At 68.5% G+C, this 14877-nt stretch carries 12 protein-coding genes; 10 read left to right on the top strand and 2 right to left on the bottom strand.

Features of this window, described 5'->3' with window-relative positions:
- Positions 1 to 131: 131 nt before the first annotated feature.
- The 7 genes from IEX88_RS20795 (at position 132) to IEX88_RS20765 (ending at position 8570) form a co-directional block, all read left to right on the top strand.
- Positions 132 to 1508 (top strand): efflux RND transporter periplasmic adaptor subunit, encoded by a 1377-nt coding sequence (locus tag IEX88_RS20795; protein ID WP_188854401.1) that lies wholly within the window; start codon positions 132 to 134, stop codon positions 1506 to 1508.
- Positions 1505 to 4642 (top strand): efflux RND transporter permease subunit, encoded by a 3138-nt coding sequence (locus IEX88_RS20790; protein WP_188854400.1) that lies wholly within the window; start codon positions 1505 to 1507, stop codon positions 4640 to 4642. Before IEX88_RS20795 ends, IEX88_RS20790 begins: the two co-directional genes overlap by 4 nt.
- Positions 4639 to 5364, top strand: coding sequence for a response regulator transcription factor (locus tag IEX88_RS20785; RefSeq protein WP_188854399.1), 726 nt, complete (start codon positions 4639 to 4641; stop codon positions 5362 to 5364). The genes IEX88_RS20790 and IEX88_RS20785 overlap by 4 nt, the downstream gene beginning before the upstream one ends.
- On the top strand, positions 5364 to 6716 hold the full coding sequence (locus IEX88_RS20780) for an ATP-binding protein (protein WP_188854398.1): 1353 nt from the start codon (positions 5364 to 5366) through the stop codon (positions 6714 to 6716). Before IEX88_RS20785 ends, IEX88_RS20780 begins: the two co-directional genes overlap by 1 nt.
- 109 nt (positions 6717 to 6825) lie before the next feature.
- Positions 6826 to 7344 carry an isoprenylcysteine carboxylmethyltransferase family protein gene (locus IEX88_RS20775; protein ID WP_188854397.1) on the top strand — a complete coding sequence of 173 codons (519 nt, stop codon included), beginning with the start codon at positions 6826 to 6828 and terminating at the stop codon, positions 7342 to 7344.
- Positions 7341 to 8174 (top strand): MipA/OmpV family protein, encoded by an 834-nt coding sequence (locus tag IEX88_RS20770; RefSeq protein ID WP_188854396.1) that lies wholly within the window; start codon positions 7341 to 7343, stop codon positions 8172 to 8174. Before IEX88_RS20775 ends, IEX88_RS20770 begins: the two co-directional genes overlap by 4 nt.
- A gap of 69 nt (positions 8175 to 8243) precedes the next feature.
- Positions 8244 to 8570, top strand: coding sequence for a hypothetical protein (locus IEX88_RS20765; protein WP_188854395.1), 327 nt, complete (start codon positions 8244 to 8246; stop codon positions 8568 to 8570).
- A 330-nt stretch (positions 8571 to 8900) separates the two neighbouring features.
- Here the strand turns inward: IEX88_RS20765 and IEX88_RS20760 are convergent, their stop codons facing one another.
- Positions 8901 to 9800, bottom strand: coding sequence for a LysR family transcriptional regulator (locus IEX88_RS20760; protein WP_188854394.1), 900 nt, complete (start codon positions 9798 to 9800; stop codon positions 8901 to 8903).
- A gap of 433 nt (positions 9801 to 10233) precedes the next feature.
- Here IEX88_RS20760 and IEX88_RS20755 point away from each other — a divergent pair, with 433 nt between their 5' ends.
- Complete coding sequence (locus tag IEX88_RS20755; RefSeq protein WP_188854393.1) at positions 10234 to 11058, top strand: alpha/beta fold hydrolase; 825 nt, start codon at positions 10234 to 10236, stop codon at positions 11056 to 11058.
- A 17-nt stretch (positions 11059 to 11075) separates the two neighbouring features.
- Here the strand turns inward: IEX88_RS20755 and IEX88_RS20750 are convergent, their stop codons facing one another.
- The gene (locus IEX88_RS20750) at positions 11076 to 12230 is read right to left on the bottom strand and encodes a GAF domain-containing protein (RefSeq protein ID WP_188854392.1); all 1155 of its coding nucleotides are present in this window, start codon (positions 12228 to 12230) and stop codon (positions 11076 to 11078) included.
- 259 nt (positions 12231 to 12489) lie between these two features.
- On the opposite strand from IEX88_RS20750, the gene IEX88_RS20745 reads away from it, so the two are divergent.
- Entirely contained in the window at positions 12490 to 14094 is a 1605-nt protein-coding gene (locus IEX88_RS20745; protein ID WP_188854391.1) for a GMC family oxidoreductase, read from the top strand.
- Between the two features lie 123 nt (positions 14095 to 14217).
- Positions 14218 to 14877 (top strand): hypothetical protein, encoded by a 660-nt coding sequence (locus tag IEX88_RS20740; protein WP_188854390.1) that lies wholly within the window; start codon positions 14218 to 14220, stop codon positions 14875 to 14877.

Here is a 14877-nt window from a genome sequence, read left to right as displayed (position 1 = left end):
GGAGTGAGGCGACCGGACCGGACACATAAGTTAACAGCTCATCATCCCGTCCCGCGCTCCGCGCGGATAGCTCTTGGGGAACTGGGAACGGGCCTTGCCCCGACGCCCGTTCCTCTCCACGGGAGTCCAATATGCGCTCAGCCCTTCAGGCCCTCTTTCCCGGAACACCGCCCCCGGCAAAGCCCGATGGCACGGGATCCCGAAAGGACGATCGATGGCGCTGGGCCAAGAGAACCGCGCCCTCGGCTGCCGGAGCGGGCGAACGGCATACCGGATGTCGCGGCGTCCGCCCGACCTTCCTCGGCCGACCGCGCCTCATCCTCTGGCGGCTGGTCGTCGTCCTGGCCGGGCTCGCCATCGGCGGCGGCATGACGATGGCCGAGGATAAGCCGATCGCGGTCAGCGTGGTGACGGCACGGTCCGGCGAACTCGCCGACCTCGTGCGGGTCACCGGCTCGCTCGTGGCGCGCGAGGAAAGCCTGGTGAAGGTCGACCTCGCCGATACCCGGATCATCTCCGTCGAAGCCGAGGCCGGCGACATGGTGCGACAGGGCGACGTTCTGGCGCGGCTCGACCCGACGCTGATCACCATCGAGCAGAAGGCCAACGCCGTCCGGCTGGCCCGCGCCGCCGCCGCCGTCGCCCAGGCCCAGAGCCAGATCGAGGACGCGCAGCTGGCGCACGAGCAGGCCCGCGCCGACAGGGAGCGCAGCGGGAAGCTGCGGGCCAAGGGGTTTGCCGCAGAGGAGACCCTCGAAACGCGCCAGACCGCCCTGATGCGCGCCGCCTCGGCGCTGGCTCTCGCCCGGCAATCGCTGACGGTGGCCGAGGCCGACCGGCGGATCATCGTCGCGGACGGACAGGAAATCGCGGCCCGGCTGGCGCGCACGGTGATCGCCGCCCCGACCGGCGGCCGCATCCTCAGGCGTTCCGCCAAGGTCGGCGCGATGACTGCGGCCGGGGGTGACCCGCTCTTCGTCATTGCCGTGGACGGCGAGATCGAACTCGACGCCGAAATGCCGGAAGTCGACTTCGCAAGGCTGGCGGTCGGCCAGACGGCCAGCATCGCCATCCTCGGCAAGGAAGCACCGATCGAAGGCCGCGTGCGCCTCTTGGCGCCCGAACTCGAGGGTCGCAGCCGGCTCGGGCGGGCGCGCATCGCCTTGTCGCCGGCCGGCGGCCTCAGCGTCGGCGCCTTCGCGCGCGGCGATGTCGAGGTCGAGCGACGGGGCGGCGTGCTTCTGCCGACGAGCGCCGTGATCGCGCGCGACGGCGGGACGTCCGTCCATCTCGTCGAGGACGGCGTCGTCCTCCTTCGGCCGATCGCGACCGGACTGCGCGCAGCCGGCCTGGTCGAGATTTCCGCCGGAGTCTCTCCGGGCGACATCGTCGTCCTCAAGGCCGGCAACTTCCTCGTCCCCGGCGACCGTGTCTCGCCCCTCGACGTGACCTATCCCGCGAGGATGCCTGCCGACCATCCCTTCCTCACCTCGGACGCCGCGCGGTGAACGTTTCGGCCTGGGCGATCCGCCACCCGCTTCCGCCCCTCCTGCTCTTCCTGGTCCTGACGGCGCTCGGGTTTCACAGCTTCCTTGCCTTGCCGATCACCTACTTCCCGACCATCGACGTGCCGGTGGTTTCGCTGACCATCAGCGATTCCGGTGTCGCGCCGACCGAGATGGAGTCCAGCGTCACCCGGCTCGTGGAGGACGCGATCTCGGTCCTGCCTTCCATCGACGTACTGGCCTCGACCATCGGCGACGGCGTGTCGACGACCTCGGTCGAGTTCGAACTCGGCGTGCCGATCGACCGAGCGGTCGCGGACGTGCGCGATGCCGTGGCGAAGATCCGCGCCGACCTCCCCAAGACGATCGACGAGCCCCTCGTCGAACGCGTCGACGTCGAGGCCGAGGCCGTGGTCTCCTATGCCGTCGCCGACAAGGCGATGACCGCGGAAGAGCTCTCCTGGTTTGTCGACGACGTCGTCGTCCGCAGGCTGCGCGGCCTGCCCGGCATCGGCCGCATCGACAGGGTCGGCGGCGTGACGCGCGAGATCGGCGTATACCTCGACCCCGACCGCCTCATGGCCCTCGGCGTCACCGTCAACGCGGTCGACGCGCAGCTGGCTGCGACCCATCGCGACCTCTCCGGGGGACGCAGCCGGATCGATGGGCGCGAGCGGGCGGTGAAGATGACGGCGACGACGCACAGCGTCGACGACCTGGCGCAGCTGCCGATCCCCCTTGCCGACGGCTCGACGGTGAGGCTCGGCGACCTCGGCGCCGTCGCCGACGGTTTTGCGGAGCCGCGAAGCTTTGCGACGCTCGGCGGCGAGGAGGTTGTCAGCTTTTCCGTCTACCGCGCCCGCGGCGCCAGCGACGTCAGCGTCGCGGAGGATGTCGCCGAGGCGCTCGAGGCGCTCGCCGCCGGGCACGGCAATGCCCGGTTCGCGCTGATCGATGACAGCCTCACCCAGACGCTCGGCAACTATGACGCGGCGCTCGGCACGCTGGTCGAGGGCGCGATCCTCGCCGTGATCGTCGTCTTCCTGTTCCTGCGCGACTGGCGCGCGACGCTGATCGCAGCGGTGACGCTGCCGCTGTCGGCGATCCCGACCTTCTGGGCCATGGATCTCCTTGGCTTCTCCTTGAACATCCTCAGCCTCCTCGGCATTACCCTGGTGACGGGCATCCTCGTCGACGACGCCATCGTCGAGATCGAAAACATCGTCCGGCACGGCCGGACCGGGAAGACGCCGTTCCAGGCGGCGATCGATGCCTCCGACGAGATCGGGCTGGCGGTCATGGCGATCTCGGCGACGATCATCGCCGTGTTCGCGCCGGTCGGCTTCATGGGGGGAGTGGTCGGGCAGTATTTCCGCCAGTTCGGCCTGACCGTGGCGATCGCGGTGTTCTTCTCGCTGCTCGTCGCCCGGCTGATCACGCCCCTGCTCGCGGCCCATCTGATGCGGTCGCATGCGCGGGGCCCGGCCGTGCCGGGGGGCGTCATGCGCGGCTATCTCAGGCTTCTGCACCTCTCCATGCGCTGGCGCTGGACGACGCTCGGCACCGCGGTGGCGCTCTTTGCCGTTTCGATCTGGTCGGTGCAGTTCCTGCCGAGCGAGTTCATCCCGCCGGAGGATACCGGCCGGATGTCGGTCTCCATCGAACTGCCGCCGGGCTCGGCGCTCGCCGAGACCCGGCAGACGGCGGACCTGATCGCCACCCGCCTCGGCACGCTGGCGGAGACCCGCTCCGTCTTCGTCCAGGGCGGCGCCGATGCCGCCGGCCTGCGCGACGTCCGGCGGGCGGCGGTGCGCATCGATTTTGGATCGGCGCGCGGCCGCTTTCGCCCCCTGGAGGCGCTCGAGCCTGTTGTGGCCGACATCCTGCGCGGCGTGCCCGACATCCGTTTCGAGATTCTGAACGACCGGGGCGGCCGCGACGTATCCTTCGCCGTGCTCGGGACCGAGGGCAAGGCGACGAACGCCGCCGCGACGGCCATTCTCGCTGAGCTCGTGGCCAGTCCCCTGGCCGTTGCGCCCCGCTCCGGCGCGGCGGCGGAACGGCCGGAGCTCCAGGTCCGGCCCCTGGCCGAGCGGGCCGCCGATGCCGGCGTCTCGACGGCGGCCATGGCCGACACGATCCGCGTCTCGACCGTCGGCGCATCGGACAGCGATCTGCCGCAATTCATCGACGGCGGACGGCGCATTCCGATCCGCCTGCAGCTGGCGGAAGCCGCCCGCAACGACATCGACACGCTGCGCTCGCTCCGCATCCCCAGCCTCGACGGTCCCGATGTCCCGTTGTCGGCGATCGCTGCGATCGAGGCTGGCGCCAGCGTGGCGAGTATCGACAGATTCGATCGCGAGCGGCGCGTCGAGATCAGCTTCGACATGCCGCCCGGCCTGACCGCCGGCCAGGGACTGGAGGCCGTTTTTTCGCTGGCCTCGGTCAAGGCGCTGCCGGCGGGCGTGCGGATCCAGGCGACCGGCGATTCCGATACGCAGGGCGACGTCTTCACCGGCTTCGCCACCAGCATGATCGCCGGCCTCGCGCTGGTGATGATCGTGCTCATCCTGCTGTTCGGCAGCGTGCTGACGCCGCTGACCATCCTCGCCACCCTGCCGCTCTCGGTCGGCGGCGTCGTCGCCGCGCTGCAGATCACGGCGACCCCGGTCTCGCTGCCGGTGGTGATCGGCATCCTGATGCTGATGGGAATCGTCACCAAGAACGCCATCATGCTGGTCGACTTCTCGGTGGAACGCGAGAGGCTCGGCGTCCGGCCGCGCGAGGCGATGGTGGAAGCCGCACTGGAACGGGCGCGTCCGATCCTGATGACGACGCTCGCGATGGTCGCGGGCATGGTGCCGGCGGCGATCGGCTCGGGCGAGGGCGGCGGCTTCAGGGCGCCGATGGCGATTGCGGTGATCGGCGGTCTTATCGTGTCGACGCTCCTGTCGCTGGTGGTCGTGCCGGTGCTCCATTGCCTCGTCGCCGATCTCGGCGCGACAGTTGGTCGGTTTTGGGCAAAACTCCTGCCCCGGATCGAGGCGGACGCCGGGGAGCGCCTTGAGCCGCCCCGACAGAGGGAGGGACTCGACTTGCCCCGCAACCTGCAGCAGTCCACGAGGATGGAATGAGCCAGTCCACCGCGAGCAAACGCCCTGCCATCCTCATCGTCGAGGACGATTTCGAAATCGCCCGGCTTTTGGCGGTGACGCTGACCGAGGCCGGCATGACGGCCGAGATCGCTGGCGACGGAGCCGACATGGATGCCTGGCGCCGCCGCGCGACCTTCGACCTGATCGTCCTCGACGTCATGCTGCCGGGAGAAGACGGGTTCAGCCTGTGCCGCCGACTGCGGGCCGAGACGACCGTGCCGATCCTGATGCTGACCGCCCAGGGCGAGGAGGTCGACCGGATCGTCGGCCTCGAGATCGGCGCCGACGACTACGTCACCAAGCCGTTCAGCGCGCGCGAGGTGACGGCGCGCATCCGAAGTCTCCTGCGCCGTGCCGCCTACGCGCCTGCCGAGCGTGACGGCCTGAAACCCTTGCGCTTCGAGGGCTGGACGCTCGACCCGCAGCGCCGGCAGGTGCGCGATCCCAGCGGTGCACGCGTCGCCATGACGACGGCGGAATTCGACCTGCTCCTGGTCTTCTGCCGCAACCCCGGCAAGATCCTGACGCGGGAGCAGCTCTTGGCCCATACCCATGCCGGCCTCGCCGGCCCCATCGACCGCAGCGTCGACGTGCATGTGCGGCGCATTCGCCAGAAGATCGAGACCGATCCGAGCGAGCCGATCCTTTTGAAGACGGTGCGGCTCGGTGGCTACATGTTCACCGCCACGGTGGACGTGTGATGAGCGGTCTCTGGCGGCGGGTGACGCCGCGCACGATGCGGGGCCAGATCCTCTTCATCATCGTCCTGGCGATCGCGGCGGTGGTCCTCGTGGGACGCGCCCTCGAGGACGAGGTGAAAGAGGGCGGCTACATCCCGGTCGGAGATATCGATGGGACCGTCGATCCTGCCTTGGCCATCGCCTCCCTGCTGCCGGCATCGACGCCGGCGGAGCGGGCGTTGATCGTCGCGCGGGCCCGGCAGACGAAGGTCAACATCGAACTCGTCAGCGCCGAAACGGCCGCAAGACTGATCGCGCGCTCGCCGCCGTTAAGCCGCTCCGAAAGAATCGCGGCCTTTCTGTTTCCGCCGGACTACAAGCTTCCCGCAGGCGGCCAGCGGGTCGCCATCGATGGGCGACCGGCCCTGTCTCTGCCCGTCGACGACCAGACGGTGCTGCTCGTGCGCAACCTGCCCGATACGTTCCTCAGCGACGACCTGTTCGGGCCGCTCACCTACTACATCCTGTCCTTCATGACCCTGTTGGTCTTCCTGTCGTTCTTTGCCGTGCGCAGCGTGACCACGCCGCTCGCCCGGATGTCGGCGGAGCTGAACCGCTCGGATGGTGTGCGCAAAGACACTGTGTTCGCCGAGACGGGCACCGAGGAAGTCGCCCACCTCGCCCGCGCCCTCAACGGGATGCGGATCCGCATCCGCGAAATGGTCGACACCCGCACGCGCATGCTGCGCAGCGTCAGCCACGACCTGCGCACGCCGCTGACCCGGCTGCGCCTGCGGACCGAGCGCCTCGACGACGGCGATCTGCGCCAGCTGATGATCTCGGACATCGACCAGATCAACCGGCTGGTCGAGGAAACGCTGGACTATCTGAGGATCGACGCTTCCGGCGAGGAGTTCGAGCGCGCCGACATCGCCAGCCTGATGCAGACCATCCAGGCGGATTTCGCCGATGTGGGCTTTGCCGTGCGCTATGAGGGGCCCGACCGGCTGGCCGGCACCTGCAAGCCGAATGCCCTGGTGCGGGCCGTCACCAATCTCTGCGACAATGCCCTGAAGTTCGGGACGCAGGCCACCATCTCGCTTGCCCGGGAAGGCGATGCAATTCGCATCGACGTCGCCGACGACGGCCCGGGCATCCAGGCAGACCAGCGCAAGACGGTGCTGGAGCCCTTCGCCAAGCTCGACGCCTCGCGCGCCGAGACCAAGACCGCCGGCTTCGGGCTCGGCCTGTCGATCGTCGCCGACATCGTGCGGGCGCATGGCGGCGACCTGGAACTCCTCGACAACCATCCAGGCGGTCTCATCGTCAGGCTGGTCCTGCCCTCACCCTCCCTCGCGCCGGGCCGCCGGTAACAAAACAACATCAAAATGCGCCCACCGCGCCCGCGGCGAGAGCTATCGATCCTGCCAGAGGACGGCATCCACGACCGGTCCTCCATTTGGTGGGACCGAGATGGCGGACATGACGACGACGCACGGTAGCCTCGACGCCTTGCAACGGCGACGCAAGAAACAGAGCCGTCCGGCCGCCCTGGTGCCGCTGCTGCTCTTCACCACGGGATGGGCGCCGGAGGGACGCTGGTACCGCGAGGGGCTGGAAGCGGCGGCACTTTTCCTGATCGTCGCGGGCATTTTCGGGCGGGCCTCGAGCCCACTCGACATCGGCGGACGCAAGGCGCGCCAACCGGTCACCGCCGGTCCGTATTCGCTCAACCGCAATTCCCTCCACCTCTTCGCCGTCATCGCCGCCGCCGGCCTCGGGACGCAGACGGGAAGCCCGACCGTCGCCGGCATCTTCGCCCTCGGCGCCTACGCGATCGTCATCCCGGTCGTCCGGCACGAGGAGGCCGCCCCGCGCACGCTCTTCGCCGCCGAACTCGACCGCGACCGGGCCACGGTGGCGCGCTTCCTGCCGACGCCATGCCCGGCCACCCCTCTCCCTCTACCCCGCACGTGTTCGCAAATCCTGGAGACACCATGACCCCTCGCTCTTATCTGCTCGCCACCACCGCCTTCCTGTCGATTTCCGGCAGCACCTTCGCCGCCGACGTCGGCGACGACGAAACGTTACCTCCCGAAGCGCCCGCCGTGACGGATCGGTATGCCGGCGTCGATCTGGTCTTCGAGATCGGCGCCGGCGGCATGATCTCGCCGAAATACGAGGGCTCGGATAAATACGAGGTCTCGCCCTCTCCGATCATCGGCTTCGGCTACCTCAACATTCCCGGCCTGTTCGAGATCGGCAGCACCGGGCCGGAGACGGGCGGCCTCGATATCAGCCCTTCCTTCAACATGATCGGCGAACGCAAGGCGGAGGATTTCGATGCCCTGAAGGGGCTTGGCGACGTCGACGCGACCTACGAGGTCGGCATCAAGCTCGGCTACGAATGGGAATTTGCCGAGATCTACGGCGAGGCCCGCTACGCCTTCGGCGGCGTCGAGGACATTGTCGGCGAGGCCGGTGCCAACCTGATCCTCCGTCCGACCCCGGAGCTCGAGCTGAAGGCCGGCCCCTTCGCCACGTTCGCGGGCGAGAAATACACCGAGACCTATTTCGGCGTGACCGCCGCGCAATCGGCCAATACCGGCTTCCGACTCGATCCCTATGATCCGAAGGGCGGCATCAAGAGCGTCGGCGTCAACGGATCGGCGCGCTACGAGTTTCGGCCCGACTGGTTCCTCAACGCTGACGCCTCCTACAGCCAGCTCGTCGGCGATGTCGCGGACTCGCCGATCGTGAAGGCCGGGGACGAGAACCAGTTCACCTTCGGTCTCGGCCTGTCGAAGCGCTTCACGCTCGACCTGTTCTAGCACCGGCACCGTCCCCCCGGGCCGTCGGCAAGGCGCGTCCGGGTCCGCACGCTCAAGACGGAGTTTTAAATGGATCCAGTCACGACGCCCCACGCCCCAGCGACCACCCGCAGCATCACGGCCGCCCAGTGCCGCGCGGCCCGGGCCCTGTCCAACTGGTCGATCGGCCGCCTTTCCCGCGAGGCCGAAATCCCCGTCTCGGACATCGTCGCGCTCGAGTCCGGCCGCCTTCTGATCCGCGCGGCAATTCACGGGTCGCTGATCCGCGCCTTCCATCGCGGCGGCGTCCTGTTCCTGCCGGGCGAAGGCTTGCGGCTGGCCCGGGAAAGCGGCGGCCCCTCAGCGGGCACGGCCGCGGAAGAGCGGTCCGGCGGGACGGGTGGCCGGCCGGCCTGAGACGGCAGGGCAGGCGGCGTTCGGCGAAGTCCTCCGCGACATGCAAGCCTTAAGCAAAGCTCGACGTCGTAATGCTTAGTGGTATCTCGATAAATTTTGGCTGCTTCGCGCCCATCCAGCCCTTCATGCCACCGCCGGTGCAAACTCAAACGAACCATATGGACGCGTCAAGGCTCGGCTGGGTCGAACGGCTTTGCTTGAGAAAAGACGGCGACGCCGATCATCGTTGGTCGTCTGCCACTAACTTGGCTTCCCGATAAAGATGCCACCGCGGCGTGGCGGCATGACCAAAGTGGACGGGCAGGGCGGCGGCATCGCCGGCCAGGACCCTCACAGGGGAGATGTCGTCCGCGGGATCGTTTCGGCGAGATAGTCGATGAGGGACCTGATGGCGGGGGTGAGGCCGCGGCGGGAGGAAAAGACCGCGTAGATCGTGCCCTCAGCCGTGCTCCATTCCGGCAGGACGTGGCTGAGGCTCCCGGACAGGAAGCCGGCGCGGCAGGCGTGCTGGGGCAAGAGGCCGATGCCCAGTCCTGCTTCGACCGCGGCCGTCAGCATCTCCAGATTGGGGGAGACGAGACGGGGCGTCAGCTCGATCTGCCGGCGCCCGCCCGACCGATCGACGAGGTTCCATGTCGTCTCATGGGCCATCATCAGCGTCGGAAGACGGCCGAGATCCTCGATCCCAGGCGGTGCGTCGAGGGCAGCGAGGAAGGCGGGCGCAGCGGCAAGGACGCCGGACTCGCGGGCGAGCCGCCGGACCACGAGGTTCGCATCGGCCTCCACCTCGTAGCGGGCACGAAGCGCCAGATCGATCCGGTCCCGGACGAGATCGGCGGGCCGGTTCAGCTCCTCCAGATGCAGGCAGATCTTCGGATGTGCTTTCAGGAACCCAGGCAGGATCTCGGCCAGCATGCCGTGAATCAGCCCCTGCGGACTGCCGAGCCGGAGAACGCCGTTCGGCTCGGCCTGGGCGGAGGCGGCAACGGCTGCGGCCGCCGCCAATCCCGCGACGATGAACTGCGCCTGCTCGAAGACCTGTCGCCCCACTTCGGTCGCCCGGACATCGCGGGTTGATCGCTCCAGCAGCCGAACGCCGAGGCGCTCCTCCAGCCGCGTCACCCGCTTGCTGAGCGTTCCCTTCGGCAGACCGAGCTGGCGGGCCGCGGCGGAGAAGCCGCCATGCATCAGCACGGCGTGCAGCGCGACATAGTCGTTGGCATCGTCCATCGGTGGGCTCGCTGTTTCGCAAGGGAAACGAAGCGTTGCTCCCCCGGCAGCTAATCATGCCGTCAGTTTCCGCATAGACAGGTGCCTCCAGTGCGGTCAACGAAGCCTGCCTGAGCAAATTGACAGTCGTCTACCACAGCAGCACGGAAATATTCACCAGATCGCGCAAGCGGGGCCTTTGGGCGACCGGTCGGCTTTTGCCGGCAGGGGACGCCGAAGGCAGCGCAACGCGCGTGCGTCCGGTTGCTGACACCAGAGGGGCGGCGCGCTGCGGTCGAAGGCGAAAGCGCAATTCGGTCGCAAAGGGGTTGATCCGGAATGGGCCGGCGCCTCTCGGCGGGGCACAGACGGCGTCCGACCCTCCTGCGGCACGACTGACAGAACCATCCTCATGCCGGGAATGATCCGGGCGTCTGGACCGAGGAGAGCAAGCATGAGCAGGACAGGAATTTCCGTGATGGCGGCCCTCGCGGCGGTCGGCCTTGCCGCCACCGCCGAGGTCCGGGCGCAGGATGCATCGCCGCCCCCGGTGAAGAACGTCGTGCTGGTCCACGGCGCCTTCGCCGACGGATCGGGCTGGCGCGGCGTCTACGACGATCTGACGGGGCGCGGTTATCGCGTGACCATCGTCCAGAATCCGCTGACCTCGCTGGCCGACGACGTCGCGGCGACGAAGCGGGCCCTGGATCGCCAGGACGGTCCGGCCATTCTCGTCGGACACAGCTGGGGCGGCACCGTCATCACCGAGGCGGGCGTCGACGAAAAGGTCGCGGGCCTCGTCTACGTCTCCGCCCTGTCGCCCGATGCAGGCGAGACCACGGCCCAGCAATACGACGGTTTTACCACCCCGCCGGAATTCGTCATCGAGACCCATGCCGACGGCTTCGGGATCATCAAGCCGGACAATTTCAAGGCCGCGTTCGCCGCGGACACCAGCGATGCGGACGCCGCCTTCATGCGGGACTCGCAGGTGCCGATCAAGATGTCGGCGTTCGGCACCAAGCTCGAGCACGCAGCATGGCGCGAGAAGCCGAGCTGGGCCGTGATCGCCACCGATGACAAGGCCTTCGACCAGAAGATGCTGCAGGCCATGGCGAAGCGCATGGGCGCTGACATCACCGAAGTGCCGGCCAGCCACGCCGTCTTCAAGACCCAGGCGAAAGTGGTCGCCGACGTGATCGACGAGGCGGCCCGAAAAGTGTCGCCCAGCAGCCAGTCCGGAACGGCCTCTTCCGCGGCGGGCGGAACGTCGCAGTAGACGCAGGACTCGGTCGCTCAGTCTCCCGCAGGCCGGTCCTCGCCGTTTCCCCGCCGCGTCCCCGGCGCGCCTGATCGGCGTGCCGGACCGCCGGCGGCCGATGGTCCGTTCCGCGGCCGGCGCGCCTCACGCAACTGGCGCTCGGCGGCGCGCAGCCGAAACTGGTCCGAGGCGAGCCCCGCGAGCGCCTGGAGGGTTTTCTCCTGCGTCTCTTCCAGCACGCGCGGCTTGGTGTCGATGACGCACAGCGACCCCACGGCAAAGCCCTCGTCGTCGCGAACGGCAGCCCCGGCATAGAAGCGGAAACCCTGGGCGCCGACGACGGCGGGATTGGCGGCGAAGCGCGGGTCGAGCGAGAGATCGGGGATCGCGAAGATGCCCTTCTGCAGGATCGTGTGGTTGCAGAACGACCAGCTCCGCGGCGTCTCCGTGAAGTCGAGCCCGACGCGCGACTTGAACCACTGCCGCGTCGGCGTCAGCAGCGTGACCAGCGCGACCGGCGTTTCGAGGGTCTCGGCGGCCAGCCAGGCGAGCCGGTCGAAAGCCGCCTCGGGCGCGGTGTCGACGAGGCCGGAGCGTTCGAGGGCCACCAGCCGTTGCCGCTCGTTGAGCGCGATCGGAAAGGTCGCGTCGACGGGGGGGATGGCGCTTCCGCCGGCGTCGGCGAGGACCATGCGCAGCCCGGCGGCCGCTGCGTCGGGGGTGCCGACATGGGTCGCCCGGTGTTCGCCGTCCGGCGGGGGGGTGGTGCCGACGGTCAGGATGCGACGAAGAGCGGGAACGGCCATCAGGCTCGGGAGCAGCGCCTGCCGCGACGGATCGCCGTCCTCGAGATCGACGACGACCGCGAAGGGCCGCAGCGAGCCGATGGCCAACAGCGCGGCAAAGGGGTCGGCGAAGCCTTCGACGCTGCATTCGGGGATGGCGGAAAACAGCCGATCATAAAGCCCGAGCCGTTCCGCTGCGGCGATGACCACCACCAGGACCGAAGAGGGGGCCGTTGCAGGGCCCTCGATCAACGCCTCGACATCCGACCGATAGACGCGGCGGTGCCCGCCCGGCGTTTTCCACGAGGGGACCGAGCCCCCCTCGATCAGGAGCTGGGCCGTGCGCACGGACACGCCGAGCAGCGTGGCCGTGTCGGCCGTCGTCAGAATGTCCTTGTCGATCATGGGCTTCGCTTACGGAAATCGGGGAGCGCTGTGCTGTGCGGCGATGGAATGAGCAGTACGGGGCACGGCGCTTTGTTTCAATTGCAAGAAGAAACGGAAATGATAACTTCGACGTGAATTGATAGAAATGATAGAATTGATATTTGAGCGGCAACCCGGACGGTCCGGTGCGGTCGCCCCCTCAGCGAGGGCCCCCGCCCTCCGCATCGGGGTGCCCTCACGCGAGCCATGAGCGCTCGCTGCCAACAAGGAAATCCCCATGACGACCCAGGCTGAAAACGCGCAAGGCGATCACGACGCCCGCCGGCGCCAGGACGCGGACACCCTGCAACCCGCCTACGACTTCATCGTCTGCGGCGCCGGCGCCTCCGGCTCGGTGATCGCCAGGCGGCTGGCCGAAAATCCCGACGTGGCGGTTCTCCTCGTCGAAGCCGGCGATAGCGACGAGGCCGAAGCCGTTCTCGATCCCGCATCCTGGCCGCTCAATCTCGGCAGCGAGCGGGACTGGGGCTTTCAGGCACAGCCCAATCCGCATCTGAACGGGCGCGCCCTGTCGATGTCGATGGGCAAGGGCCTCGGCGGCGGCTCCAGCATCAATGTCATGGTCTGGGCCCGCGGGCACCGCAGCGACTGGGACTTTTTCGCCGCGGAAGCCGGTGATGCCGCCTGGGGCTACGACAATGTCCTCGACATCTATCGCCGGATCGAAAACTGGCAGGGGGAACCGGACCCGCAATACCGCGGCACCACGGGGCCGGTCTGGGTGCAGCAGGCAGCCGATCCCAGCCCCATCGCGCATGCCATGCTGGAGGCGGCGGGCGAACTGGGCATTCCGACCTTCGAGAACCCGAACGGCCGGATGATGGAGGGGCCGGGCGGTGCCGCTTTGTCCGATACGCTCGTTCGCGACGGGCGGCGGCATTCGCTGTACCGCGCCTATGTCCACCCCTGGCGCGACCGGCCGAACCTGACGGTGCTGACCGGAACGACGGTGCTGCGCGTGGTGATCGAGGGCAAACGGGCGACAGGCGTCGAGCTCCTGCGCAACGGTGAGACCTTCACGGTCCGTGCGCGGGCCGAGGTGGTGCTGTCGCTGGGCGCGATCCAGTCGCCGAAGGTGCTGATGCATTCGGGCATCGGCGACGCGGCGGAACTGACGCGTCACGGCATCGCGGTCGTGCAGCATCTGCCGGGCGTCGGTCAGAACCTGCAGGATCACGTCTCGTTCGGCTGCACCTGGGAATACAAGGAGCCGATCGCCCCGCGCAACAACGGCAGCGAGGCAAAACTCTACTGGAAGAGCCGCCCCGAACTCGAGGCACCGGATCTCCTGTTCTGCCAGGTGGAATTCCCAGTGCCGAGCGAGAGGACCGCGGCGCGCGGCGTTCCCGAGCACGGCTGGACGATGTTTGCGGGGCTCGCGCGACCGGCGAGCCGCGGCAGGCTGATCCTGCAGAGCGCCGATCCCCTGGCGCCGCTGGCGATCGACGCCAACATGCTGAGCGATCCCGCCGATCTGACGGCCGCCCGCGCCTGTGTCGAGCTCTGCCGCGATCTCGGCAATGCCGAGGCCTTCAAGCCTTTCGTTCGCGGCGAGGCCATGCCGGGTCCCCTTAAAGGGGCGGCGCTCGACGACTACATCCGCGATGCCGCCGTCACCTACTGGCACCAGTCCTGCACGGCCAAGATGGGGCGCGATGCGATGTCGGTGGTCGATGCGTCGCTCAGGGTCTACGGCATCGACGGCCTGCGGGTGGCGGACGGCTCGGTCATGCCGCGCGTGACGACGGGCAACACCCAGGCGCCCTGCGCGATCATCGGCGAGCGGGCGGCCGAGCTTCTGCGCACGGCGCATGCCGCCTGAACCCTGGCGACGCGGTGGCGGTGTTTGGGCACCGCCGCCGCGTCGTGTTCATCGGTGGGATCGGACCTCCATCCGGCATTCCCAGTCCGGTGGAGCCGGTTCCCTCGAAGGTCGAGAAGCGTGATGCATCATGAAAAGCGTGCCGGCGCCGCATGGCGTGAGGCGAAATGGTTGCCGCGGCTCGTCTGTCGCTGCCGCGACCTGCCGGACATTCTCAAATTTGCCCGTGTCGCAGCCAATTCCGTGGCGTCGGCCACCTGCCTCTATGGGCCGGACCAGTCCTCGCAATCCTGCGCGGCCAGAGAGAGCGACGTGGGGATCGAAATGGGTCTCGTCTCCGTCGACCAGGCGATGATGGAGGCAGCGTTTGCCTCCGAGCTCTGCGCCGACCTGTCGCTGGCCTGTGCCGTCGACGTCAGCGGCGAATCCGGGACAGCCTGGGCCGGGCCGGGCGCGACCGTCGAGAGCCTGATGCGGGCGTGCCGCGATCAGCAGATGGTGCCTGGCTTCGACTACCGCCGCTCCGACCGGGACGGACCGGGCACGTTGCTGGCCGCGCTGCTGCGCGATCCGACTCCGCTGGTCCGCATCCAGACGGTCAGCCCTGGCGGCAACGTCCAGTGGCTGCCCCTGCAAGGCCAACCGGAGAGGCTTGCCTTGCTCTGCGCGGGAACACCCGCCGACGGGATCGTCAGTCGGCTGGAACTGCGGCTGCAAACGGCGACCCGCGCTTGCAGTCCGGCTGACCCGTCGTCCTGCCGGCCGAAGGCATTGCGTCGATGA

The organism is Aureimonas glaciei, assembly GCF_014643375.1.
Classification (GTDB): Bacteria; Pseudomonadota; Alphaproteobacteria; order Rhizobiales; family Rhizobiaceae; genus Plantimonas; species Plantimonas glaciei.
Note: the sequence above shows the minus strand (reverse complement) of the source record. Positions and strands in the feature narration are given on the sequence as shown.

What these genes read in the sequence shown, in the direction of transcription:
- IEX88_RS20795 (WP_188854401.1), top strand. Translation starts at nt 132, where the DNA reads ATGCGCTCAGCCCTTCAGGCCCTCTTTCCCGGAACACCGCCCCCGGCA.
- IEX88_RS20785 (WP_188854399.1), top strand. Translation starts at nt 4,639, where the DNA reads ATGAGCCAGTCCACCGCGAGCAAACGCCCTGCCATCCTCATCGTCGAG.
- IEX88_RS20780 (WP_188854398.1), top strand. Translation starts at nt 5,364, where the DNA reads ATGAGCGGTCTCTGGCGGCGGGTGACGCCGCGCACGATGCGGGGCCAG.
- IEX88_RS20775 (WP_188854397.1), top strand. Translation starts at nt 6,826, where the DNA reads ATGACGACGACGCACGGTAGCCTCGACGCCTTGCAACGGCGACGCAAG.
- IEX88_RS20770 (WP_188854396.1), top strand. Translation starts at nt 7,341, where the DNA reads ATGACCCCTCGCTCTTATCTGCTCGCCACCACCGCCTTCCTGTCGATT.
- IEX88_RS20765 (WP_188854395.1), top strand. Translation starts at nt 8,244, where the DNA reads ATGGATCCAGTCACGACGCCCCACGCCCCAGCGACCACCCGCAGCATC.
- IEX88_RS20760 (WP_188854394.1), bottom strand. Translation starts at nt 9,800, where the DNA reads ATGGACGATGCCAACGACTATGTCGCGCTGCACGCCGTGCTGATGCAT.
- IEX88_RS20755 (WP_188854393.1), top strand. Translation starts at nt 10,234, where the DNA reads ATGAGCAGGACAGGAATTTCCGTGATGGCGGCCCTCGCGGCGGTCGGC.
- IEX88_RS20750 (WP_188854392.1), bottom strand. Translation starts at nt 12,230, where the DNA reads ATGATCGACAAGGACATTCTGACGACGGCCGACACGGCCACGCTGCTC.
- IEX88_RS20745 (WP_188854391.1), top strand. Translation starts at nt 12,490, where the DNA reads ATGACGACCCAGGCTGAAAACGCGCAAGGCGATCACGACGCCCGCCGG.
- IEX88_RS20740 (WP_188854390.1), top strand. Translation starts at nt 14,218, where the DNA reads ATGCATCATGAAAAGCGTGCCGGCGCCGCATGGCGTGAGGCGAAATGG.